Below are 23591 nucleotides of genomic sequence, written 5' to 3' on the forward strand. Positions count from 1 at the left end.
GGCGCTCACGATCGAGCGCGTGCGATGAGCTCATCGACCGTCCGCATGTTGCGAGCCGTGCCCTGCACGCCGAGTGAGCGGGCCAACACCGCCGCGGTCAACTTCGACGTCCCTGCCCCGTTCGGATACCGCATGTGCACGTCGTCGCCGATGACGCGCACCTCGGCACCGTCGAGATCTCGCTCGTAGAACGCCTCGACACGTTCTGGCTCAGGCGCATCGACCAGACAATGTACGTACGAGAACTTGGGTTCCACCACCTCGAACGGGTGCGCGGCCACCGCCTGCTCCAGATCCTCGGCCGACCGGGCGATCACCTCACGCGACCATCCGTACCGCTCGGTGAGCGCCGACTCGAGAGCGGGTGCGAACTCCGACGCCGAACCCGGTGGGGAGCAGATGAGGTTGCCCGACGCCACGTAGGTGGCGACGTCGGTGGCACCGAGGTCGCCCGCGATCTGCCGTAGTTCGGCCATCGGCAGCTTGGTACCACCCACATTCACCGCGCGGATGAGAAACACCGACTTGTTCATCGTCCGATTCAACCCCCACACGGGCGTCGACTCCATACCCCGTGATGTGCGGGTTTTCCGGCCGGAAACATCCTGGTCCGATCGCCGACACAAACGCCCCCTAGCTTCGGCTGGGTCATCTCGGTGTCGTCACGGCGCCGACACGCTTTGAAGTGAGGGAACTGGTTGCCCACCTACACCTTCCGCTGCACAGGTGAATGTCCGGACTTCGACGAGAGTCATCGGATGGCCGATCGGCCCGACCTGTCGACCTGCCCCCGCTGCGGAGGTCGGTCGATCAGGACGTTCGTCGGGGCGCGGTTGGGCGTGGGGAACACCACGGCCATGCGGCTGCAGGACGCGACCCGAGCGACCGGCGACCGGCCCGATGTGGTCTCCCGCCCACCCACCCGCATCTCACGCGGACGCCACTCGACCAACCCGTTGCACCGGACACTCCCGCGACCCTGAGAGGGACCACCATGCCCGACGTGATCTTTCCCCTCGACTCCACCCGGACGTTCGTCGACCAGGAGAAGGTGGGCCACAACCGGTGGCACCCCGACATCCCGGCCGCCGTCACCGTCACACCGGGCCAGTCGTTCCGCGTCGACTGTCGGGAGTGGTTCGACGGCGCCATTCGCAACGACGACTCGGCCGACGACATCCTCAACGCGCCATTGAACAGCGTTCACACGTTGTCCGGCCCGATCGGCGTCGAGGGTGCCAAACCCGGAGACCTGCTCGTCGTCGACATCCTCGACGTCGGCCCCATCCCGCTGGAGGAGGGCCCGTTGGCGGGCCAGGGTTGGGGTTACACGGGTATCTTCGCCACCCGCAACGGTGGCGGGTTCCTCACCGAACAGTTTCCCGACGCCTACAAGGCGGTCTGGGACTTCACCGGTCAGAAGGCCACGTCACGCCACATCCCCGGGGTCGAGTTCACCGGGATCGTCCACCCGGGTCTGATGGGCACCGCACCGTCGGCCGGGTTACTGGCGACCTGGAACGCCCGCGAGGGTGCGCTGATCGCCACCGACCCGGACCGGGTGCCACCACTGGCCCTGGCACCGGAGCCCGAGGACGCGATCCTCGGCAGCCTCACCGGCGATGCATTCACGACCGCGGCCGCGGAGGCCGCTCGTACCGCCCCGCCCCGCGAGAACGGCGGCAACCAGGACATCAAGAACCTGACCAAGGGCAGCCGCATCTTCTATCCGGTATTCGTCGACGGTGCGAAGCTGTCCGTCGGTGACCTGCACTTCTCCCAGGGTGACGGCGAGATCACGTTCTGCGGTGCGATCGAGATGGGTGGCTTCATCGATCTGCGCGTGGATATCATCCCGGGCGGGATGGAGACCTACGGAGTCAGCGAGAACGCGATCTTCATGCCGGGCAACACCGACCCGCAGTATTCGGAATGGCTGGCGTTCTCCGGCACGTCGGTGACCCTCGACGGGGAGCAGCGCTACCTGGACTCGCATCTGGCCTACCAACGAGCCTGCCTGCATGCCATCGACTACCTGACCACGTTCGGGTACAGCCCAGAGCAGGCCTATCTGTTGCTCGGCGCCGCACCGATCGAGGGCCGGTTGTCGGGTGTGGTGGACATCCCGAACGCCTGCGCCACTGTCTACATCCCCACCGCGATCTTCGACTTCCCGGTGAGTCCGTCGGTGTCGGGCCCGGTCACCATCGACCCGGGAATCGGAGCGCCGCATTCGTCGTTCGGCTGAGCACAGGATCCGACGTCGCCGCGAGGTGGTACGTCGAGTCGTTCAACCGCGGCGAGACGCCGCGAAGTACTCGGAGGAGACGACGTGCCGACCCAGGGGACGCCACTGGCCAAACTCGGTTTCTTGACCATCGGCCGGTTCGACGCCGACGACCCCGCGACCGGGCACGAGGAGACACTCCGGATCATCGAGTTCGCCGAGCAACTCGGGTTCGACAGCGTGTGGTTGCGCAACCGGCATCTGCAGTACGGCATCTCGTCACCGGTCGCGGTGTTGGCCGCGGCCTCCCAGCGCACCTCCCGGATCGACCTGGGTACCGCGGTCATCCCGCTGGGGCTGGAGAACCCGATGCGATTGGCCGAGGACCTCGCCACGGTGGACCTGCTGTCGGGAGGGCGGTTGAATCCCGGGGTCTCGGTGGGCACGCCGATGCGGTACGACGATTTCCGCCACGCGCTGTACCCAGAGACCCACGACGTGGAGAACTTCAGCAAGGACCGGGTGCTGCGTCTCATCGACAACCTCGGCGGTCGACCGGTCAGCGATTTCGAGGGCACCGTCGGCATCGAGAACTACTCCCGGATCGTGCAACCTCACTCGCCGGGGCTCAGGGACCGAGTCTGGTACGGCGGCGGGCTCAGCTCCGCCATCTGGGCCGGAGAGCACGAGCTCAACTATCTGACGAGTTCCGTGGTCACCACCGAGGGCACGTCGTCGCGTGACTTCGCGATCATCCAGGGCGAACACATCGACGCCTACCGCGCCCACCATCCGCAGCCGGAGAATGCGCGGGTGTCACAGGGCTTGGTGGTGATCCCCACCGACTCCGCGACCCCCGAACAGGTCCGCCGCTACCGCGACTACGCGGCGGCGCGGTTCCCGCGCACCACCACACCGCAGGGTCCGCGCGGCATGCTTTTCGCGCCCGACATCGTGGGGACCTCCGACGAGATCGCCGAACGGCTGTACTCGCACGCCGGGTTCCAGCGAGCCACCGAGGTGGCGTTCGCGCTCCCCTTCTCCTTCGAGCCCGAGGACTATGTCCAGATCATCACCGACCTGGCCCAGCGCCTCGGACCGGCTCTGGACTGGACGCCCGCTGCCCAGACCCTCCGCGCCCCGTGAGCGGCGCACCGCCGAACCGATTTCCCGCAGTGTCGAGGTTTCCCGCCGATGCATCAGCGGTGAATGGTCGAGACTGCGGGAAATCGGATCTCCCGCAGTTTTCGGGGAGTGGTCAGACCCAGGCTCCCAGTGTCGCGGAATACACCCGGGCCGGGGGCAGCTCGGGCAACGGGCGCAGGCGCTCGACCAACCAGTCGTAGACGGCATCGTTGTTCAACAGCGTGAAGTGATTGGCCGAACCGATCGCCAATCCGGCGTCGTCGGAGAAACCGATGCGGCGGGCGCGATTCCGGCCGGATGCACTCGGTGACAACACCAACCCGTCACCGATGACACGACCCAGCGGATGCCTGGCGTCGGCGGTGACGGTCGCCGACACGAACGAGTGCACGGCGTGTGGCAACAGCGGGATCTCTCGTACCGCACGCGATCGCAGAGCATCGAGGTCGGAGTCGCGCCAGTCGTCGTCGACCAGCGAACCCTGTTGCAGGTCGCGGATTCCGCCGCTACGACGTCGCAGCAGCTGGGCGAAGGGTCGCGACTCCGGGAACGCGTGCAGGCCCGCACTCGCGTAGTGCACCGCCTGCGCCATCGGGGCGCCGAGGTGTGGGGTGCCGAGGCAGATGGTGTGCCGCACCCGCTGTACCCACGGAGCATTCTCGTCGGCCCCCTGATGGCAGGCGCTGCGCATCACCAGTCCACCCATCGAGTGTCCGACCAACGTCAACGTCCGGACGGGCACCGGCCACTGGGACACCAGATCCTGCAGCAGGGTCGCGAGCTCTCGACCGTTCTCACTGATGTGCCGACCGGTGTTGTACCTGATCTGCACCTCGCTGTAATCGAGGTCATCGTGCAGTCGGCGGCCGTAACCGGGGCCGTCACCGAGTCGCCACGCGTTCTCGGTCTCCATCAGACCGTGCAGGAACACCACCACCCGTTCGCTCGCGTCCGGGAACGCGGCGTCGAGTGAGGACCGCCGCACGGCGACTGCCGCATTGTCCACGCGAACCGACATGCTCTCCGCCAGCGGCGACGCCTCGGCGGCCAGCGCGTCGCCGATCAGACCGTTCACCACCCCGAGCACGAAGGCGCCCTTCGGTGTCTCCGACGGCGGCCGCCCACGGCCTACGGCGACCTGACCGGCGAGCCCACCGACCTCGGCCAGGGTGCCGCTGATGACCGCGTACACCCCGTCCGTGATGGCGTCGTGGGCGGGTTTGACGGCGCGCCCGAGGTCGCCGAGGCCGATGCCCAGCAGTGCGAACACCCGGTCGGACACCGCACGGTGCACCGTGTGTACACCGCTCGTCGCGGTCGCGAGCTCGCGCATACCGAGCGAGGTCAACGCACGGACCTCTCGATCCCGGCGCACAGCGATATCCGTCATGACAACTGAGTGTACATATGTACACCCAAACTGGGGCGCCTTCGTGGCGCAGGGCACTCAGTGCAGCTGGGACAGGTTGGTCACCGAACGTCGTACATCGGAGTCCATCATCCGGGCCACGAACGATCCCACAGGCCCGTTGAGCAGGCCACCCCGCAATTCGGCAGAGACATCGAACGACGATCCCTTGCCGGTGGGCGTCACCTTCATCGCCAGATCGATCTTCACGCCACCGCGCCCCTTGCCCGACAACTCGATGAGGTGTGGTTCGTCGTAACGGGTGACCGTCCAGCGGATCACGTTGCGAAACCCCTTGACCTTGATCGCCGACGACACCTGCGTGCCCTTCTCGATCGTCGCGGGCACCTCACCCTTCCAGCCGGCGAAGATGGTCATCCACTCGTCGAATCGTTTCAGATCCGAGGCAAGCGACCAGGCGGTCGCGGGGGCCATCGCCGAGTCGACCGAGACGTTCACTCCTGCCAACGCGGGATCCTTTCGTGGGTGGTGACCCTCGACGCTACAGATGACCGGGGCGGGCGGCAGCGGGCGTGTGGCGAGCCACGTCACCACATTGCCGATCGAGCGTCGCCGGGCGGGACGGCGAGGTCCCGCCCGGCGATCACCGCTACAGACTGCGGGTCAGCCGATCGGTCAGCAGTTTGGCGAAATGCGCCGGGTCGGCGAGTTCACCACCCTCCGCCAACAGCGCGGTGCCGTACAGCAATTCCGCCGCCTCGGTGAGCGACGCGTCGTCGGGACGGTCCCGGTGTGCGTCCCGCAGACCGGTGACCAAGGGATGGTCGGGGTTGAGTTCCAGGATGCGCTTGGTGGGCGGCAATTCCTGCCCCGACGCCCGGTACAACTTCTCCAACTGCGGCGAGAAGCTGAACGTGTCACCGACGATGCAGGCGGGTGACTCGGTGAGCCGGGACGACAACCTGGCCTCCTTGACGCTGTCACCCAACGCACCACCGAGCCATTCGAGCAGATCGGCGTACTCCTTGCCACGGGCCTCCCGCTCGGTCTCGGCGGCCTTCTTCTCGTCCTCGGACTTGTCGGCGTCGTCCAGATCCACCTCCCCCTTGGCGATGGACTGGAACGTCTTGCCCTCGAACTCCACCGGGCCGCCCGTCCACATCTCGTCGACCGGATCGGTGAGCAGCAGAACCTCGTACCCCTTGGCGCGGAAGGCCTCCAGATGCGGTGAGTGCTCGACCTGCGCACGCGACTCACCGGTCAGGTAGTAGATCGTCTCCTGACCGACCTTCATCCGCGCGATGTAGTCCTCCAGCGTGGTGGTCTCATCGGCCGAGTGGGTGCTGTCGAAGGACGAGATCGACAACAGGGTCTCGCGGTTGTCGGGGTCGGCGACCAACCCCTCCTTGACCGCCCGGCCGAACTGGGTCCAGAAGGTGCGGTACTTCTCCGGGTCCTGTCCTCGCAGCTCCTTGATGGTCGACAGCACCTTCTTGGTCAACCGGCGGCGGATGGCCCTGATCTGTCGGTCCTGCTGCAGGATCTCCCGGGAGACGTTCAGCGACAGATCCGCCGCATCGACGACGCCCTTGACGAACCGCAGGTACTCCGGCATCAGGTCGTCGCAGTCGTCCATGATGAACACCCGTTTGACGTACAGCTGCACCCCGTGGGCGCGGTCGCGCATGAACAAGTCGTACGGCGCTTGCGACGGGATGAACAGCAGGGCTTGGAACTCGAACGATCCCTCGGCGGTGAGTGTGATGACCTCCAGCGGGTCGTCCCACGCATGCGAGACGTGCCGGTAGAACTCTCGGTACTCCTCCTCGGAGACCTCGTCACGCGGTCGGGCCCAGAGCGCCTTGCCCGAGTTGAGGGTCTCGGTCTCGATGACCGTCTCGGTCTGTCCCTCGACCGGTTCGCCGTCGGCGTCCTCGACCGGCTTGGTGCGCTCGATCTGCATACGGATCGGCCAGGAGATGAAGTCGGAGTACTTCTTGATCAGCTGCCGGATCGTCGATTCGGACGCGTAGTCGTGCAGGTGGTCCTCGGTGTCGGCGGGTTTGAGATCGAGGATCACCGACGACCCCTGCGGTGCGTCGTCGACGGTCTCGATGGTGTAGCTGCCCTCACCGGCAGACTCCCAGCGCGTGCCCGTGGCCCCCCCCGCCTTGCGGGTGACCAGGGTGACCTTGTCGGCGACCATGAAGGTGGAGTAGAAACCGATGCCGAACTGGCCGATCAGGTCGTCGGAGCTCGCGGCGTCCTTGGCATCCGCGAGCTTCCGCCGCAGCTCGGCGGTTCCGGACTTGGCCAGTGTGCCGATGAGGTCGACGACCTCGTCACGCGACATGCCGATACCGTTGTCGCGCACGGTGAGCGTGCGGGTCGCGTCGTCGCCGCCCGCACCGTCACTGATGTCGATCTCGATGTGCAGATCGCCGGTGTCGACCGACAGGTCCTTGTCGCGGTATGCCTCGAGACGCAGCTTGTCCAGGGCATCGGAGGCGTTGGACACCAGCTCGCGGAGGAAGCTGTCCTTGTTCGAGTAGACGGAGTGGACCATCAGGTCCAGCAGTTGCCGCGTCTCGGCTTGGAACTCGCGTTCCTCGGCACCTGCGTTCATCGGTTCTCCTTTCGGGCGCCCGGTGCGGCGCATCTCCAGACATGTCTCGGTGGCCCTGACGGGGCTGATGGCGGTTGCGGACGGCACGCCAGTTTAGCCGAGCACGCGTGATATCCGCGGCGGCGGAGGTCGCTCGCCTAGGCTGAGGGCGGCTCACCCGCAGACGTCAGGAGATCTGTGTCCGTTCCCTCGCTACTGCTCGTGCACGCGCACCCCGACGACGAGTCGTTGTGGACCGGCGGGACCATCGCGCGACACGTGGCCGCGGACGGAGACTGCACGATCGTCACCTGCACCTGGACCGCGGGAACCGGCAGATACGACGAGCTGACGGAAGCCACCGAGGTCCTGGGGTCGGGCTCACCCGTGACGCTGGGCTACGGCGACCTGATGTTCGGTGAGGAGTCCGCGCCGGGGCGACCACGCCTGTGCGACGCCGACCCCGACGACGTCTCGCGCGATCTGGTCGCCCACATCCGGACGATCCGTCCGGAGATCGTCATCACGTACGACGCCTACGGGATCTACGGTCATCCCGATCACGTCGCGGCCCACCGGGTCACCGTGATCGCGGTGGAAGCCGCGGCTGCCGCCGCGCTCTACCCGGAGACCGGCCAACCCTGGCAGGTGCGGTCGCTGTACCTGTCCACCATCCCCCGGTGGGTGGCCGCCCGCGTGTTGCCCGCGGTACGGGACGACATCCCTGACCCGCCGCTGGTCGGTACCCCCGAGGACGCCATCGACCTCTCCCTGGACGTGTCGGCACAGGCCGATGTGAAATGGAAAGCGTTGTCGGCGCACCGATCCGAACTGGCCCGCAGTCGCGCATTGCGGCGACTGGCCGAATTGCCGCGCGATCAGCGCGATCTACTGCTGAACACCGAGTACTACCTGCGGCGCGACCTCGTCACCGGCGGTGCGGACCTGTTGGGCTCATAGCCCCCGGACTCTCCGACGGGTGCTCGGCAGGCGGAGCTGCGACAAGCGGGTTCAACCGGCGGAGGTATGGCGCGGTACGGATCGTAGTCCACTGGCTCGCAACACCTTGCGGTCGACTCCGGCCCGCAGCGCCTCGACGCTGCCGACGATCCGCACGTGGGCGGCGGCGCGGGTGATCGCGGTGTACAGCAGTTCCCGCGTCAGCAGCGACGATCCCTCGGGAGGGAGGATGATCGACACCGACCGATACTGACTGCCCTGACTGCGGTGCACGGTCATCGCGTACACCGATTGCACATCGGCCAGTAGTCCGGGGTGCACCTGCCGGCGATCGACACCGCGGCGGAACGCGGCGACCGGCTCACCGCGCGGCCCGGCGACGACCACGCCGGTGTCGCCGTTGTACAACTCCACCGCGGGATCGTTGGCGGTGATGAGCAACGGCTGACCCGGGTACCAGACATCGACGGGAATCCGGGCCCCCGCGTCGCGGACCCAGTCCTGGACCTGACGCGACCAGCGGGTCACGCCCGCCGCGCCCTCACGGTGCGCACACAGCACCCGATGCCGGTTCAACAGGTCAAGAGCCGCGGTGACGTCACCCGCGGTCGCCGCACGTTGCAGATCCACCGCCCACCCCGTCACGTCCGCGCGGAGCTCGCCGAGCTCGTCGAGGCCGACCAGGCTCAGCGCCGACGATCCTGATCGCATCAGGTCGACCACTGCGTCGGCGTCGCCGATGCGGACGGCGTCGGCCACCGCCGCGATGTCGCCACCGAAGCGACGACGGCGGCGTAACCGGACCACCCCGGCGGCGAACCCCTCGGTCTCCGCGGCGTCGACGGCGGGCTCGTCATCGGTCGCCGGTGCGTCGACATCGGGGCGGATCAGTTCGGCGGTATGGGCGGACAACCGGGCAGCGGACGGACGGGCCACCAGATCGGCGAGAACCGCGCCGGCGTCGACCGAGGCGAGTTGGTCGGGATCGCCCACCAGGATGAGTCTCGCGTCGGGTCGAATCGCCTCGAGCAGTCGGCACATCAGCGTGAGCGACACCATCGACGTCTCGTCGACCACCACCACGTCGTGCGGCAACCGATTGGTCGCGTGGTGTCGGAAACGACTGCTGCTGCCGGGAGCCCAGCCGAGGAGCCGGTGAATGGTGACCGCGGAGAGAGTATCGGGTAGGCCGATCTCCGCGGACTGCGCGGAGACCGCGGACTGCAATTGCGCAGCGGCCCGGCCGGTGGGTGCGCACAGCGCTATGCGCGGTCCGTCGTCGGCGGCGTCCCCCCTTCCGGACCCGTGTAGATGCCGCAACACCGCCAGTACCCGGGCGACGGTGTGCGTCTTGCCGGTTCCCGGCCCACCGGCGATCACCGATGTACGGGTGGTCGCCGCGACGGCGGCAGCGATCCGCTGCCGGTCCGGGCCATCACCCCGGGGGAAGTAGCGGTCCAGGGCGTCGCGGACCCGGCCCGGACCGTCGGCCGCATCGCTGCGCTCGTCGGTGGCATCAGACGACTCGCCACGCTCGTCGAGAATGCGGCGGACTGTGTTCTCCTGCCGGTGATAACGGTCGAGGTACAACAGTGGACCCTCGTCGGTGTCGACCAGACAGAGTGGTCGCAGCGGCCCCGCCGCGGAACCCTGGACCAGCGGACTGGCCCGGACCGCCGCGATCACGGTCTCCGGATCCGGCCACGGCAACCCCTCGGTGTCGCCGTCGAACACGATGTCGCGCAACCGGTCCAGTTCGACGCACACCGAACCAGCCCGTACCGCGCGGACGGCGAAGGCGGCGGCAAGCTCCACCTCGTCGACCGTCGGCACCCCGGCGAGGGCGGAGAGCCGACGCGCGACGTGCACGTCGGCGGCGTCCAAGACCCCCGCCCGGTTGAATTCCGCCACCAGACCCCGGGCACCGGAGACCAGTTGCGCGTCACCGGCCGCCCGAACGGATCTCTCCGAACCGTCTCCAGGGTCCTGGGTGCCCGTCACCGACGTGGTCATGACCCTCCCGCCAACAACTCCGAGACCGCGCTCACCAGGTCGGCCGGGATGGCCCATTCGAAGACCCCGTGATCGGCAGGGGTGTCCGGGCCGGCCATACCGCGGACGAAGTGGTACTGCACCGGCGCCAGATGTCGTCGCGGGTCGTATCCGCGCAATCGCCAACGCAGGTACCGGTGCAACGCCACCGAATACAGCAGGGCCTGCAACGGATAGTGCGCGCGCATCATCTCCTCGGCCATCGCCGATCGGGTGTAATGGCCGACGGTGAGGTCACCGGTGCCGAGTCGGTTGGTCTTGTAGTCGACGACCACGAAGCGCGGGCCGTCGACACGGAGCACCGCGTCGATGCTGCCGACCAGGAATCCGCGCAACGGCAGGTCCGACACCTCCCGCAAGCGCGCGGGGTAACCGACGAGGGGGTCCCCGGACGGCAGGTGTTCGGCCATCGCGTCGGCGATTCCGGCCACCGTCGCCGCACCCGGGCGCGCGATGTCACCACCGGCCAACGGCAGTTCGAAGTCCAACTCCGACAACCGGTCCGACGGTGTGATCGCGGCGAGATCACCGAAGCCCAACGGAGTGCGCAGCACCCCCATCAGTGCGGTGGCCAGCAACTCGGTGTCCACGTCCACGAGTCGCCGACCGACGGCGGCGGCGCATCGGGCGGTCACCTCGGCGGTCAGGTCGTCGGCGCCGGTGTCGATCTCCTCCAGGATCTCGTGGACCAGGGTGCCGAAAGCGGCGCCATAAGGCATCGCGTTCATCAGCGACGGTGCGCCTCCGGGTGTGCCAGAGGGCACCACGAGCAGATCGTCGGCGTCGTCGGGCTCGTCGTCGGTGAGCGACTCCTCGGGTTCGTCGGTGACCACCGGCAGGCTGTGATCGGCTGCGGCGACGATTGCCGAATACGAGGTTCGGCGCCAGGTCGTGTCGACGGTGCGGGTGAAGCGGGAGACCGTCAGCTCGGGCGTCACGGTGTCGTCCGTCGGTGCCACCACCACCGGCGTCTGCGCGACGGCCCGCTCGATGCCGATCAGGTCGGCGCGAGGACCGGCCCATTCCTGCAACCGCGTGAACACGGTGTTGTCGTCGGGCACCGACACCGAGCGAGCAGGCACCCCACCGGGTGATGCGGATCCGGGGTCTCGACCGAACAGCATGCGCTGCAGTGCCGAGTCCTTGGTGTTGTAACTCGGGGCCCAGTGCACGACCACCTGCGACTGGGCACGCGTGACGGCCACGTAGAACAATCGCAGGTCGTCGCCGGACTCCTCGTCGTCGGCGATGTCCTGCTGGACGCGGTAACCCCGGGCGTCGGGTCCGCGGACGTCGAGCAGCCGTCGGCCGGCCGCGTCGTGCAGCGACAACGTCTGATTGTCGAAGCTCTTGGCCGCGTCCCAGCCGAACGGCACGTACACCACCGGGAACTGCAATCCCTTGCTGGCGTGCACGGTCATGATCTGCACGGCGTGCGCGTCCTTGTCGAGTCTGCGGCTCTGATCGGCCTGATTGCCCAGAGCGGGGTCGTCGATACGGTCGGCGAGCCACCGGATCAGCGCCGCGAGACCCATGCCCTCGTTGACCACCACGGTGTTGCACAACGACGCGACGTGACGGAGGTCGGTGAGGATGCGCTCCCCCGACTCGGTCCCGAGCACTCGCGCCTCGAGATCGGTGGCACCGGAGAGGTGTTCGAACAGGGCCGCGAACCCGGTCGTCGCGAACAGCCGCGACAGGTCCCGCAGCAGGCGCGACAGTTCGGCGACGACCTGCTCACCACCGTCGTCCAGTTCGGCGAGGCGGCGACCGATCAGCGGGGTGAGCGCGGCCAGCCGAGCTCGCGACGTGCGGCCGGGTTGTTCGACCGCCTGCAGCAACCACAACCAATGCCGCGCACTGTCGGTGCTGAACACACTGCGTCCGGCGCCGACCACCGACACCACGCCGTGGTCGGCGAGCTTCTCCTGCAGGGTGGGGATGACATCACGCCTGCGGACCAGCACCACCACGTCACCGGCGGCCAGCGGCCGGGTTCCGTCGGCGGCGTCGATGGCCCGCCCCCCGGCGAGCAGGTCGGCGATGTCGGCGGCCACGTCGTCGACCACGGCGTCCCGCATCAGGCCCACCGTGGGGAAACCCGTCTTCTTGAGCGGATGTCCGGCCCGAATCACCTGCCGCAACCGTAGCGGCTCACCGCCGTGCACTCTCGGCTCGGCATGGGACGAACCGACGGTGTGCACCACGATCTGGTCGTTGCCCAGGGCCGCACCACCGTAGAGGTGATCCAGCGCGGCGAGCAGCGGCGCGTCGGTGCGGTGATTGACCGGCAACACCTGGTGGTGATCGGCGTGTGCGACCGCGTCGAGGTAGCTGAGCACCTCCGCACCGCGGAACGAGTAGATGGCCTGCTTGGGGTCGCCGACGATCACCAGGGTGCGATGGCCGTGGAAACAGCGGCGGAAGATCTCCCATTGCACCGGGTCGGTGTCCTGGAACTCGTCGACCAGCACCACCGAGAACCGTTCCCGGATGCGCGCGGCGGCCGCTGCCCCGTGGTCGGGGTCGCGGAGTACGTCGCGCAGGGTGAGCTGCAGGTCGTCGTAGTCCCGGATGCGGTGTAGCCGTTTGCGTCGATCCACCTCCCTGCGGACCACCGTCGCGAACTCCAGACGGGCGGCGACCTCCGGGTCGTCGACCACCTCGCCGTCGGCCGCGCCGTCGGGACGCAGGTCGGCATAGCGCTGTCGCACCGATTGTTTGGCGATCTCGCCGGCGTGTTTGTACGCGAAGGCGGGACCGTTGCGAGCGAACCGGTTGAGGAATACGTCGCCTGCGACCTCCGCGGTGAGCTCGTCGACCTCCTCGACGAGGGTGACGTCGCTCTCGGCCTCCCCGGCGATCCCCAACCAGTCGAGCATCCGGCTGCAGAAGGTGTGCGTGGTCGCGATGGTGGCGGCGTCGAAGTTCGACAACGCATCGGCGACCCGACGGTGTCGCAGCGCGACCTCGTCGATGGCCCCCCGCGCGAGAAAGGCGGTCAGCTCGTCGGGATCCTCGGCGGCGGCCACCGGGTCCCGCAGCGCGACCTCCAGGCGAGCCAACCGATCGCGGGTGCGTTCTCGCAGTTCGGCACTGGCCAATCGGCTGAAGGTGACCAACAGCAGCTCCGAGATGTCCAGCCCCTCGGCGATGAGTCGGGCCGCGAGGCCGACGATGGCGAACGTCTTACCGGTGCCCGCGCTGGCCTCCAAGACGGTGGTACCCGTGGGCGGGGCGCCGGTGACCTCGAAGGCGGCGGGGGTCAACCGCGGCTGGGCGGTCATGATCCCCGCACCTTCTCGTCGTCGAGCAGGCGATTCCACAGCGCACCGGCGACCGCGCCGAACTCGGTGTGCTCGGCGGTCACGTCAGCGAGCACAGGCCCGTCGGCGGCCGGGAACGACGTGAGGTCGTCGAAGCCGCCGGGGAAGGCGAACCGCAGGTAACGGTCACCGTGTTCGCCGTATCTGCCGCTGAATTCGTCACCGGCCGTGGAGAGAGCGGGATGTTCGTCGACACCCTGACGGCGTCGCGTCGCGTACAGAGCGGTAGCCTTGGTGGCCACCGGGAGCGGTGCGCGCAACCCCCGATCGCGTAGACCGACGAGACCGGCGAGGATGTCGAGCGGGTCGTCGGGGGCGGTGAGCGTGGAGGTGCCGGAGCCGTAGCGCCCGCGACCGACCGCGACAGCGCTCGGGTTCGAGACCCGTCCCGACGCCGCGACGGCCAGCAAGCGCACCCAGGCGGCCAGCCGGTGGACCGGGCCGAGACGTGAGTAGGTGGCGGTGACGATGGTGCCACCGAACACCGACGGCACCGTGCCGGACAGTCGACGTCCACCGGGCAGCCCGAGAGAGATGTCGATGCTGGTGACCGGTTCGGTGAGCCGTGGTGTCACCTCGCGCATCAGCCGGTCGACGTCCGCGTCGATGGCGTTCATGGTCTCCAGACCGAAGCCGAACGGGGGCAGGGTGCCACGCCGGAATTCGGCGGCGCGCAGGGTGCCCGGTTCGGCACCAGCGATCCGCGCACGCAGTATCCGCTCGCCGATCTGCCACTTCGCCAGACCGTCGAGGTCGACATCGAGGTCGTCGGCGATGTCGTCGTCGCGCTCGGAGATGGTGAGCTCGGCGCGCTGGCGGAAGAACGCCTTCACCGGGTGTTCGACGAAGGCGACGAGATCGGCGAGGTCGACGTCGCCCTCAGGGGCCGCCGACAGCCCACCGAGCTGCACACGCGCCGCCCGGACAGGCGGCCGAACCACGGCGCGGGCCCCCGCGAGGGCCGCGGTGTCGAAACTGAAACTCTCGCCCGACACCGCCAGTGGACTGTCGGCGCGGAAGTTGTCGGCGTCGAAGTCGTGCAGGGGATGCCGCCGGGTCAACGCGGTCCCGGGTTCCAGCAACGGGGTGACCGCGTCGATCAACTCGGACACCGGCACGGCCGGGGGGCGGCGCAGACCCGACACCGGATCGGCACCGGTGTAGTAGATGCTCAGGTGCTCGGTCGCCGACATCACCGCGTCCAACAGCAACTGACGGTCCTCACTGCGCGGATCACGCTCGCCCACACAGGGTGTGCGACCGGTCACGTCGTCGCCGTCGAGCCGGGTGGACCGCGGGTACACGTCGTCGTCGAGGCCCAACAGCATGACGGCCCTGTGCGGCACCGACCGCATGGGGACCATCGTGCAGACGGTCAGCTCGCCGGTGCGGAAGTTGGCCCTGGTCGGCCGGGCGGCGACCATCCGGTCGGTCATCGCGACCACATCGGCGTGGCTCAGGAGGTCGGGTCCGGCGTGCTCGGTGAGGGCGGTGATGGATCGGAACGCCTGCGCGCGTTGCCAGCTGTCGTCCCGGGTGGTGTCGGTCAACTCGCCGACCACCTGTTCGAGGTGGCCAGCCCAGTCGGCGACCGGCTGCACCCCGCGCAGCACCGCCACGAGGTGTTGCAGGCGGGCGACGAACTCGGCGAATCGGCCCGCCAGGTCGATGTCGGTGCTCTCCACGTCGTCCAGCGGTAGCGCGAGACCCAGCCAGGCCAGTTCGGTCTCGTCGGCGCTGACCCCCAGCAGCACCCGGTCCAGTCCGGTGTCGACGGTGTTCTGCGGGAAACCGGGCAAACCATGGGATCTACGCTGCACGTCGTCCAGCGCCCAGCGGATGTTGGTCTCGGCGACCCAGTCGGTCATCGTCTGCAGGTCGTCGTCGGTGAAACCGAAACGGTGGCGGACCGGTTCTCGACCGGCCAGATCGAGCAGTTCGGTGGCGGTGACCCGCGCGGTGGCCAAGCGGACGACGGTGGCGACCACGTCGAGGATGGCGTTGGTCTGTCGCAGATCACGGTCCGCCAGTCGCACCCGCACCGCGTGCCCCGGATGTTTCGCCGACGGTGCACCGAAGGCTGCGCGGATGAGCGGCGCGTAGGTCTCCACGTCCGGGCACATGATGATGACGTCGCGCGGCTCGAGCGTGGGATCGTCGGCGAACAGCCGCAGCAGCCGCTCCCGCATCACCTGCACCTGTCGGTCGGGGCCGTGGCAGGCGTGCACCCCCAACGTGGTGTCCGGCGCGGTGGCGGTGTCGACGGGTTGCGGGTCGTCGCGACGCAGACCGTCCTGCAACCGGTGTAACACCCCGCCCCCGGACGTCGCGGTCGCGTGCTCGACCGTCGCGTGATGATGATCCCGGTCGATGAGCCCGCTCAACCGGGCCTGCAGTTCGCGGACGTCGCGGGACAACCCGGCCAGCAGCGGGTGGGCCACCGGGCTGGTCCGGAAGTCCTTGCGGCGCATAGATCCGACGGCTACCCCATCGCCGGTGAGCCGAGCGATGTCGGCATCCACCGACCGCCAGAGCGCGTCGCTCGGGTGCGGGATCAGCAGGTGCACGTCGCGGTGGGCGCCCACGGCGTCCAGGATGCGCAGTTGTTCGACGGCCAGCCGGGTGGGTCCGAAGACGGCCAACCGGGCCGGCAGGGAGACCGCCTCCGGGGTCAGGATGAGACGTTCGCACAACGCGTCGAGTTCCTCGGCCGGGCTGGGCACCCCGGTGGCCGTACGGATGGACCGCCACAGATGCGGTTGCCACCGCAGATCGGGGTCCAACTCACCCCCGAGGCCGTCACCGTCGAACCCCGCGGCCCAGTCGACGAGCATCGCCGGTCGCTGGGCGGCATACCCGCGGAAGACGGTGGCCAGACGTGCGGCGGTGGCGAAGCGGCGGCCGGACCGTCGTGGATCGGCACCGCCGTCCGGGCGACGCCCGATGTGCCGGGCGAGCACCGCACACTGGGGGTCTCCGGCCACCCGGTCGATCGCCGCGAGCACCTGCCAGAGCAGCGCCGTGCCGGTCCACGGGTCCGCGGTGCCGTCCGGGCGGTCGGAGGTCGTGAAACCGCGCAGTTCCGCGGTGATGCGGTCGGTGAGTTCGACCGGCGAAGGGAAGTCGATGTTCGCGGCCACGCCGGCGCCGGAGACGTTCCCCTGCGGTACGCCGAGGCGGGTGGCCAGCGACTGCCGCAACCAGCGTTCCACCCCCCGGGCGGGCACCGCCACGACCTCCGGGGCGAACGGGTCCTCGAGCGGGTCGGCGACCACCTCGGCGAGCACGTCGACCAGGGTGTCGGTGCGCTCGGCGCGGTGCAGGATGAACACGACGGCCCTAGTCGCGGCTACGGAACCGGGGTGCGGGCGCGAGATGTCCGGCCAGTACGGCGCGAAAGCCGTCCGGCAGCGGCACGGACCCGGTCGCGTCCACGGCGACCAGACGGGTCTCGGCGCGGACACTCAGCGTGCCGCGCGGGTCGACCAGAACGCAGGCCAGATCGAACGACCGTCCGCCGATGCGGCTGGCCCACACCGACACCTGGGCCGGTCGCAGGTCGTAGGCGATCGAGGCGACGAACTCCACCTCCTGCCGGGCGACCACGAACGACTGATCGGTGCCGAGATCGGCGACCCAGCCCGACACGATGCGGACGCGGGCCTCCTCGATGAGGCGGGCCACCTGCACGTTGTTGACGTGACCGTTGGCGTCCATGTCACCCCAACGCAGGGCCACGTCGACATCGGTGCGCACGTCCGGTCGATCGGGATCGCCACCGTCGAGGGTGGAGGTGCCGGGGTGGTTCGAGAGCTCGGTCATCGGCTACACCCTATCGGGGGCCGCGGACACGACCTCGGCCACGAGAACCGCTACGGTCGCACCCGCTCGAATCGCAGTTGGCTGACCTTCAGGTACTCCGAGGCGAAGCCGGCCTCACTGTAGGCGAGGTAGTACTCCCACATCCGGCGAAAGGTCTCGTCGAACTCCTCGGTGGTCACCGAGGCGAAGTTCTCCAGGAACCGGTGGCGCCAGCGACGCAGCGTCTCGGCGTAGTGCTGACCGAACTCGTGCCGGTCGGTGCGGGTCAACAAGGTGTGGGCGGCCACGGTGTCGTCGATCGCCTCCAGGGACGGGATCAGACCACCGGGGAAGATGTACTTCTGGATCCATCCCCACGAGCGCCGGGTGGCGCGCATCCGGTCGTGCGGCATCATGATCGCCTGGATCGCGACCACCCCGCCCGGGGCGAGCAACTGGTCGAGGGAGCGGAAATAGGTGGGCCAGTACTCCTCGCCGACCGCCTCGATCATCTCCACACTGACGATGGCGTCGTAGCTGCCGCGCACGTCGCGGTAATCCTGCAACCGGATGTCGACACGATCGGTGAGTCCGGCCTCGGAGACCAGCTGCTTGGCCAACTCGAGTTGCTCGGTGGACAGCGTGACGGTGGTGACCAGTGCGCCACGCTCTGCCGCCCGCATGGCCAATGCCCCCCAGCCGCTGCCGATCTCGAGCACGCGGGTGCCGTCCCGGACCTCGGCCATGTCGAGGATGGAGTCGATCTTGCGCAACTGCGCGGTGTGCAGGTCCTGCTCGGCGAACGGCACGGACTCGTCGAACAGTGCCGAGCTGTAACTCATCGAGGGGTCCAGGAAGGCGGCGAACAGTTCGTTGCTGAGGTCGTAATGGGCTCCGATGTTGCGGCGTGAGCCGGCGAGCGAGTTGCGGCTCTGCGCCGGTTGTCGGCGGTCGACGAAGGCGCGGAGCTTCCACCACGGCTCGGGGACCAGCGAGGTCAGCCGCTCCGCGAACGGCGTCAGCAGGGCACCGAGGTCGCTGCCCTCCGCTGCCTTCCAGTCACCGGCCATGTACGCCTCGCCGAGACCGATCTTGGGGCTGTGTCCTATCCGCTCGAACATGGCGGTGGGGTGGACGATCTCGAGCACCTCACTGCCGGCGTCGCCCGCTCCACGCACGGCGCCGTCCGGAAACCGCACCCGGACCGGCGCATGGTCGATGGCGTAACCGACGAACTTGCGTGCCACCGCCGCGGTGAGACACCGATTCCGGAGCACGGGACGACGCATGCAGGACGGTTCGACGATCGGTTGCATCTCACACCTCTTTCGGCGGATGGTGAACGGGACGGGGAACGATGCGCAGGCCGCGGGCCCACAGCCAGATCCCGTGGACGGTGATGAGACCGCGGGCGCGCTGGGGCATCAACGGCATCCGGGTGACGGCGCGCACGGTGGCCCCACGGGTCGCCGGCCGGGGTACGCCGGTGAAGGTGGCGACGAACGGTTCTCGACCGTCGCGGTGCAGGGTGATCGAGACGGCGACCCGCGCGGGCGTGGCCGTGGCCCGGATCTCGTACCGGCCGGACACGTCGTTGAACGGGGAGACGTAGAAGGTCTTCTCGACCTGGGAGCGGCCATCATCGTCGGGTTCCAGGAGGTACGCGGTGCGTTCGCCGTAGGTGTTGTGCACCTCGGCCACCAGACACCGCAGACGCCCGGTCGCGTCGTGGCACCAGTACATCGACAGCGGGTCGAAGACGTAGCCGAGGACCCGCGCGTTGGCGAGCATGACGATGCGCGGATCGGGTCCGAGATCGATGTGGTTGGTCGCGAGATAGCGGAGCACGTTGGCCTTGATGACCGCGGTCCCACGGTCGTCGTCGGGTGGGGCACCCAGATGGTCTCCGGCGCGGAAGGTGGCGACCCTGCTCAGCAAGGCGCCCGGCCGTGGCGGGTGGTCGAGATCGACGAGCCACTCGTAGGCCCGGTGCCGGAAGGCGTGCGCCACCGGGCCCATCCGCCGGTGACGCACGACGCCGTCGACGATGGCGGGCAGCGCGGGCAGGTCGTCGTAACCCGCGGTCGCGGCGACGCTCACCACGCACCTCCGGCCCCGGTGGTCGTAGAGACCGACGCGGCGGTGGTGCCGTCGGACCAACCCGCACCGAAGTGCTCGGCGGCCAGGGTTCCCGATCGGCAACCGTCCTCGTGGAATCCCCAGCCGTGGTAAGCCCCGGCGAAGGCGGTGTGTGTGGTGTTCAGCGCGGGCAGGTGGGCCTGCGCGGCCACCGCTGCGGGGGTGTACTGCGGGTGCGAGTAGTGTATCTCGGCGATGACCGACCTCGGGTCCACCCGGTCGCCGGCATTCAGACTGACGAAGTAGTCGCGGCCGGCGTCGAGAGCCTGCAGCCGGTTCATCCAGTAGGTGACCCCCGGAGGAGCGTTGTCGCCGGCGGCGCCGTCACGATCGCGCATGCCGTCCGGGTCCGATCCCTCGCTCATCAGGTAGTTCCAGGACGCCCACCCGCGATGGGAACGGGGCATGACCGAGGCATCGGTGTGCAGGAGGGCGACGTTGGGTGTGTACCCGAACGCGCCGAGCACGGCACGTTCCGCGCGGGTGGGATCGGTGAGCAGTTCCAGTGCCTGGTCGGGGTGGGTGGCGACGACGACGCGATCGAATCGCTGGGTGCGGCCATCACCATCGGTGATCTCCACCCCGTCGCGATCTCGACGGACTCCGGTCACCGCGGTGCCGAGTCGCACGTCGTCGAGCGTCGCGAGGATCCGGTCGACGTACTGGCGCGACCCACCGGTGACCGTGTGCCAGGTGGGCGACCCGGTGACGGTGAGCATGCCGTGGTTGCGAAGGAACGCGAACAGATAGCGCGCGGGATAGTCCAACGAGGTCCTGGCGCCTGCGGACCAGACACACGACACCAGGGGCAGCGCGTAGCGATCTATGAAGTACCGACCGAACCGGTGGTCGGCGAGGAACTGTCCGAAGGTGGTCAGATCGTCGTCCTCACCGATGTCCAGGAACTGCGACGCCGCCCGATGGAACTGTTTGACCTGCATCAACATACCCAGGAATTGCGGATCGGCGACCCGGCGCCGTTGGGCGAAGACGCCACCGATCCCCCGGCCGCCCGCGTAGACGAACCGTCCGCGGCGGTCGGCGATGCTCATGCTCATCTCGGTCGGTGTGGTCGCCACCTCGAGTCGACCGAAGAGCTTGCGCAGCAACGGATAGGTGATCTCGTTGTGCACGATGAAACCGGTGTCGATGGACAGCCGGCGGTCACCGTCGTCGACCGTGTGCGTGTGGGCATGGCCGCCCGCACGTCGGTCGGCCTCGTAGACGGTCACGGCGTGGGTGTCGTGCAAGAGGTAGGCGGCGGTCAGCCCGGACACCCCGGACCCGATGACGCCGACGCTGGGACGCCGCCCCGTCGCCGCGTCGTTGATGGCCGCCACATCGCCTCCCTCACACCGTCGGTCCGTCGTTGCCGTTCGCGTCCGGGTCCGTTGTCGTCGCTACCCGTGTTCTCCGAGTCTGGGCCGGTCCGGCTTGTCGTGCATTCGGGCGACCTCGACACCGTCCATTCGGCCCGGCCCCACTCCACGGATGGGTGTGACCGCGATCCCACGCACCGTCGCGACACACTCATGCCGCCGAACGCCCGCGGCGCTGTCTGCGTCGTACGATACTGATCCGACCCCGCCGCACACCGTCTGGCCGGTCGGCTGGGCTGCCGACCGTGATTCGACAGTCGCGTGTGTGCCGCGGACCTTCGGACGAGGGCAGTCCCCGGGTGGCGGGAGTCGACATCGACGAGAGTCATCTCCAACGACCGGCAGACGGGAGCACGGTGATCATCGAGACCGACCGCATGGTGTTACGGCCCATCACGACGGCCGACGCGGACCAGCTGGTACGTCTCGACAGCGACCCCACGGTCATGCGATACGTCAGCGGAGGCACCCCGACGCCCGCCGACACCATCGCCGAGTGGGTGATCCCGCGTGCCATCGACGAGATGGCCCGGCGCCCGGGTGTGGGGATATGGGCCGCGGTGGACGTGCGGATGGGTTTCGCCGGGTGGTTCAGCCTGCGCGCACCCCGCCATTCGCGCGGTCCCGAGCTGGAGTTGACCTACCGGTTGCGTCGCAACCTGTGGGGATGTGGGCTGGGCACCGAGGGGTCCCGAGCGATGATGACCCTGGCCTTCGGTGAGTTGGGGACGCTGCGGGTGTTCGCCGGGACGATGGCGGCGAACACCGCGTCGCGGCGGGTGATGGAGAAGTCGGGCATGCATCTGGCCGGGCTGCACCACGCCGCCGACGGGGACCGCCGCGACCGGGATGAGCGCGGCGAGGTGGAATACGAACTCCTCAGGTCCGAGTGGGAGACGGCGCGGTTCCCGTGGGCTCGGTCGGCGCGACCGATCTCGCATCTGATCGCCTGACGCCTGCGCCGCCGATCTGCACACCCACCACGCCGGCGAGGAGGGTGGCGGCGCCCACCATCTGCCAGGCGGTGATGGTCTGGCCGAGCAGCAGCCACGAGAAGACCGCCGAGGACACGACCTCGAGCAGTGACACGAACGACGCGACCGTGGCCCCCAACGACCGCACCGCGACCACGCCCGCCGCATAGGCGATCGCCGTGGACACCAGCGCGATGGCCACCGTGGCGGTCCACCAGGGGACGGTGGATCCGGCCAGACGCACCGTCTCGTCACCGATCCGCACGGGCAGCAGACCGGTCGCGCCGACCAGCCCGATGAGCGTGGTCCCCACCACGAGGCCTCCGCAGACCAGCGCCAACGGATCGACCGCACCAGGCGACCGGACCACGTCGTCGGTGGCGAAGATGAAGTATCCCGCGAGTCCGACCGCGGCACCCAGGCCCCACAGCACCCCGATCGGGTCCACTCCGAGACCCGAACCACCACCCGCGATCACCACACACAACCCCGTGAGGGCGACCACGCAACCGGTCAGGGTCAGTACCGGCGGACGGCGTCTGCGGATCCCCCACTCGTACCCGACCACCAGGACCGGGGCCGTGTACTCGATCAGGAGGGCGACCGCGACGTCGAGATGACGGACCGCGTTGAAGAAGAACAACTGGGTGACAGCCACGCCGAAGACGCCGTACCCGATGACCAACCACGGTGCGTTGGCGATCGTGCGCAGACGACGCCGACCGACGACCAGCATCGGGACCGCGATGAGCACGGTGCCCAGACCCAGGCGGACCAGGGTCACCGTCAACGACGACCAGCCGCTGTCGATGAGCGCCTTGGCCAGCGGGCCGGAAGTGCCGAACGTGGTCGCGGAGGTCACCGCCACCGCGACACCCGCGGCAACAGGCGTTCCCACCCGAGCACTCATCACACACCTCGTCCCGCACCTCGACGCCGACAGTGACCTGATCGGCGCAGTCATCACCGATAGTCGCTTACACTCCTTACATTTACCCGACCACCATGTCAGGAGTCAATGTGCTTTTTGCTCATGACACCGATGTCGCGCTGCAGTCGGCGGCCGCGCTGGTCAACACCGCTCGCCTCGCCGACGACGGCCTGACCACGACCGATGCACTGACGGCCTTCCTCGACCACTGGCGGTTCGGGGGGCGGCGTGACCAGACGGTCGCCGAACTCGACGAGGTACGCGCCCTGCGTCACCAGCTCGCGCAGTTCTGGCAGATGACCACCGACGATGCCGCCGCCGAGGCCAACGCGATCCTCGAGGCTGTGGACGCACGCCCCTATCTGACGAGACACGACGATTGGGACTGGCACATCCACGTCACCCATGTCGACGCCCCGTTGGCCCATCGGATGGGCGCCGAGGCCGCGATGGCCTTCGTCGACCTGATCCGCGGCGGGCAGCTCGATCGACTCGCGACCTGCGCCGCCGACGACTGCGACTGCGTATTGGTGGATCTGTCCAGGAACAGATCGCGCCGGTTCTGTGCCGAACGCAACTGCGGCAACCGAACCAACGTGGCCGCCTACCGCAGGCGGTTGGCCGGCGCCGATCGCGACGCCACGGCGTGATCGCCCCTTCCCCGCGACCGAACGCCCCGCAT

18 protein-coding genes are annotated in these 23591 nt (G+C 68.6%); 6 read left to right on the forward strand and 12 right to left on the reverse strand.

The window, feature by feature from the left end; translation table 11 throughout:
* Nucleotides 1–5: 5 nt before the first annotated feature.
* Nucleotides 6–533, reverse strand: a complete 528-nt coding sequence (locus tag BW971_RS16785) for a DUF1697 domain-containing protein (protein ID WP_076481915.1) — start codon at nucleotides 531–533, stop codon at nucleotides 6–8.
* A 225-nt stretch (nucleotides 534–758) separates the two neighbouring features.
* On the opposite strand from BW971_RS16785, the gene BW971_RS16790 reads away from it, so the two are divergent.
* The 3 genes from BW971_RS16790 (at nucleotide 759) to BW971_RS16800 (ending at nucleotide 3373) form a co-directional block, all read left to right on the forward strand.
* Entirely contained in the window at nucleotides 759–983 is a 225-nt protein-coding gene (locus tag BW971_RS16790) for a zinc ribbon domain-containing protein (RefSeq protein ID WP_234974452.1), read from the forward strand.
* Nucleotides 984–994: 11 nt separating this feature from the next.
* Complete coding sequence (gene fmdA / locus BW971_RS16795; RefSeq protein ID WP_076481920.1) at nucleotides 995–2248, forward strand: formamidase; 1254 nt, start codon at nucleotides 995–997, stop codon at nucleotides 2246–2248.
* An 84-nt stretch (nucleotides 2249–2332) separates the two neighbouring features.
* Nucleotides 2333–3373: an LLM class flavin-dependent oxidoreductase gene (locus tag BW971_RS16800; RefSeq protein ID WP_076481923.1), complete on the forward strand. Its 1041-nt coding sequence runs from the start codon at nucleotides 2333–2335 to the stop codon at nucleotides 3371–3373.
* A gap of 112 nt (nucleotides 3374–3485) precedes the next feature.
* Here the strand turns inward: BW971_RS16800 and BW971_RS16805 are convergent, their stop codons facing one another.
* The 3 genes from BW971_RS16805 to htpG all read right to left on the reverse strand — a co-directional run bounded on the left by BW971_RS16805 (nucleotide 3486) and on the right by htpG (nucleotide 7368).
* On the reverse strand, nucleotides 3486–4763 hold the full coding sequence (locus BW971_RS16805) for a lipase family alpha/beta hydrolase (RefSeq protein ID WP_076481925.1): 1278 nt from the start codon (nucleotides 4761–4763) through the stop codon (nucleotides 3486–3488).
* Nucleotides 4764–4820: 57 nt separating this feature from the next.
* Nucleotides 4821–5249 carry a type II toxin-antitoxin system Rv0910 family toxin gene (locus BW971_RS16810; protein ID WP_076482148.1) on the reverse strand — a complete coding sequence of 143 codons (429 nt, stop codon included), beginning with the start codon at nucleotides 5247–5249 and terminating at the stop codon, nucleotides 4821–4823.
* Nucleotides 5250–5391: 142 nt separating this feature from the next.
* Nucleotides 5392–7368, reverse strand: coding sequence for a molecular chaperone HtpG (gene htpG / locus BW971_RS16815; RefSeq protein WP_076482150.1), 1977 nt, complete (start codon nucleotides 7366–7368; stop codon nucleotides 5392–5394).
* 177 nt (nucleotides 7369–7545) lie between these two features.
* On the opposite strand from htpG, the gene BW971_RS16820 reads away from it, so the two are divergent.
* Nucleotides 7546–8307: a PIG-L family deacetylase gene (locus tag BW971_RS16820; protein ID WP_076481928.1), complete on the forward strand. Its 762-nt coding sequence runs from the start codon at nucleotides 7546–7548 to the stop codon at nucleotides 8305–8307.
* Nucleotides 8308–8358: 51 nt separating this feature from the next.
* On the opposite strand, the gene recD is transcribed toward BW971_RS16820, so the two are convergent.
* The 7 genes from recD to BW971_RS16855 are packed head-to-tail and all read right to left on the reverse strand — an operon-like array spanning nucleotide 8359 to nucleotide 20965.
* Nucleotides 8359–10320 (reverse strand): exodeoxyribonuclease V subunit alpha, encoded by a 1962-nt coding sequence (gene recD, locus BW971_RS16825; protein WP_083710196.1) that lies wholly within the window; start codon nucleotides 10318–10320, stop codon nucleotides 8359–8361.
* Complete coding sequence (locus BW971_RS16830; RefSeq protein WP_076481930.1) at nucleotides 10317–13646, reverse strand: UvrD-helicase domain-containing protein; 3330 nt, start codon at nucleotides 13644–13646, stop codon at nucleotides 10317–10319. The genes recD and BW971_RS16830 overlap by 4 nt, the downstream gene beginning before the upstream one ends.
* Nucleotides 13643–17017 (reverse strand): exodeoxyribonuclease V subunit gamma, encoded by a 3375-nt coding sequence (gene recC / locus BW971_RS16835; protein WP_076481933.1) that lies wholly within the window; start codon nucleotides 17015–17017, stop codon nucleotides 13643–13645. Before recC ends, BW971_RS16830 begins: the two co-directional genes overlap by 4 nt.
* Before the next feature lie 7 nt (nucleotides 17018–17024).
* Nucleotides 17025–17507 (reverse strand): acyl-CoA thioesterase, encoded by a 483-nt coding sequence (locus BW971_RS16840; RefSeq protein WP_076481935.1) that lies wholly within the window; start codon nucleotides 17505–17507, stop codon nucleotides 17025–17027.
* 50 nt (nucleotides 17508–17557) lie between these two features.
* Entirely contained in the window at nucleotides 17558–18802 is a 1245-nt protein-coding gene (locus BW971_RS16845) for an SAM-dependent methyltransferase (RefSeq protein WP_076481937.1), read from the reverse strand.
* Nucleotide 18803: 1 nt separating this feature from the next.
* Entirely contained in the window at nucleotides 18804–19586 is a 783-nt protein-coding gene (locus BW971_RS16850; RefSeq protein WP_083710237.1) for a DUF1365 domain-containing protein, read from the reverse strand.
* On the reverse strand, nucleotides 19583–20965 hold the full coding sequence (locus BW971_RS16855; RefSeq protein ID WP_234974453.1) for an NAD(P)/FAD-dependent oxidoreductase: 1383 nt from the start codon (nucleotides 20963–20965) through the stop codon (nucleotides 19583–19585). The genes BW971_RS16850 and BW971_RS16855 overlap by 4 nt, the downstream gene beginning before the upstream one ends.
* A gap of 395 nt (nucleotides 20966–21360) precedes the next feature.
* Here BW971_RS16855 and BW971_RS16860 point away from each other — a divergent pair, with 395 nt between their 5' ends.
* On the forward strand, nucleotides 21361–21957 hold the full coding sequence (locus BW971_RS16860; RefSeq protein WP_076482158.1) for a GNAT family N-acetyltransferase: 597 nt from the start codon (nucleotides 21361–21363) through the stop codon (nucleotides 21955–21957).
* Here the strand turns inward: BW971_RS16860 and BW971_RS16865 are convergent.
* Entirely contained in the window at nucleotides 21884–22888 is a 1005-nt protein-coding gene (locus BW971_RS16865; RefSeq protein WP_076481943.1) for an EamA family transporter, read from the reverse strand. The genes BW971_RS16860 and BW971_RS16865 overlap by 74 nt on opposite strands.
* Nucleotides 22889–22998: 110 nt before the next feature.
* Between BW971_RS16865 and BW971_RS16870 the strand changes: the two genes are divergently transcribed.
* Nucleotides 22999–23559: a CGNR zinc finger domain-containing protein gene (locus tag BW971_RS16870; protein ID WP_143690432.1), complete on the forward strand. Its 561-nt coding sequence runs from the start codon at nucleotides 22999–23001 to the stop codon at nucleotides 23557–23559.
* Nucleotides 23560–23591 lie beyond the last annotated feature (32 nt).

Source organism: Williamsia sterculiae, assembly GCF_900156495.1.
Lineage (GTDB): Bacteria > Actinomycetota > Actinomycetes > Mycobacteriales > Mycobacteriaceae > Williamsia_B > Williamsia_B sterculiae.

Coding starts and splice junctions, on each gene's coding strand:
- BW971_RS16805 (WP_076481925.1), bottom strand. CDS start 4,763: ATGACGGATATCGCTGTGCGCCGGGATCGAGAGGTCCGTGCGTTGACC.
- BW971_RS16785 (WP_076481915.1), bottom strand. CDS start 533: ATGAACAAGTCGGTGTTTCTCATCCGCGCGGTGAATGTGGGTGGTACC.
- fmdA (WP_076481920.1), top strand. CDS start 995: ATGCCCGACGTGATCTTTCCCCTCGACTCCACCCGGACGTTCGTCGAC.
- BW971_RS16865 (WP_076481943.1), bottom strand. CDS start 22,888: ATGAGTGCTCGGGTGGGAACGCCTGTTGCCGCGGGTGTCGCGGTGGCG.
- htpG (WP_076482150.1), bottom strand. CDS start 7,368: ATGAACGCAGGTGCCGAGGAACGCGAGTTCCAAGCCGAGACGCGGCAA.
- BW971_RS16830 (WP_076481930.1), bottom strand. CDS start 13,646: ATGACCGCCCAGCCGCGGTTGACCCCCGCCGCCTTCGAGGTCACCGGC.
- BW971_RS16790 (WP_234974452.1), top strand. CDS start 759: ATGGCCGATCGGCCCGACCTGTCGACCTGCCCCCGCTGCGGAGGTCGG.
- recD (WP_083710196.1), bottom strand. CDS start 10,320: ATGACCACGTCGGTGACGGGCACCCAGGACCCTGGAGACGGTTCGGAG.
- BW971_RS16840 (WP_076481935.1), bottom strand. CDS start 17,507: ATGACCGAGCTCTCGAACCACCCCGGCACCTCCACCCTCGACGGTGGC.
- BW971_RS16845 (WP_076481937.1), bottom strand. CDS start 18,802: ATGCAACCGATCGTCGAACCGTCCTGCATGCGTCGTCCCGTGCTCCGG.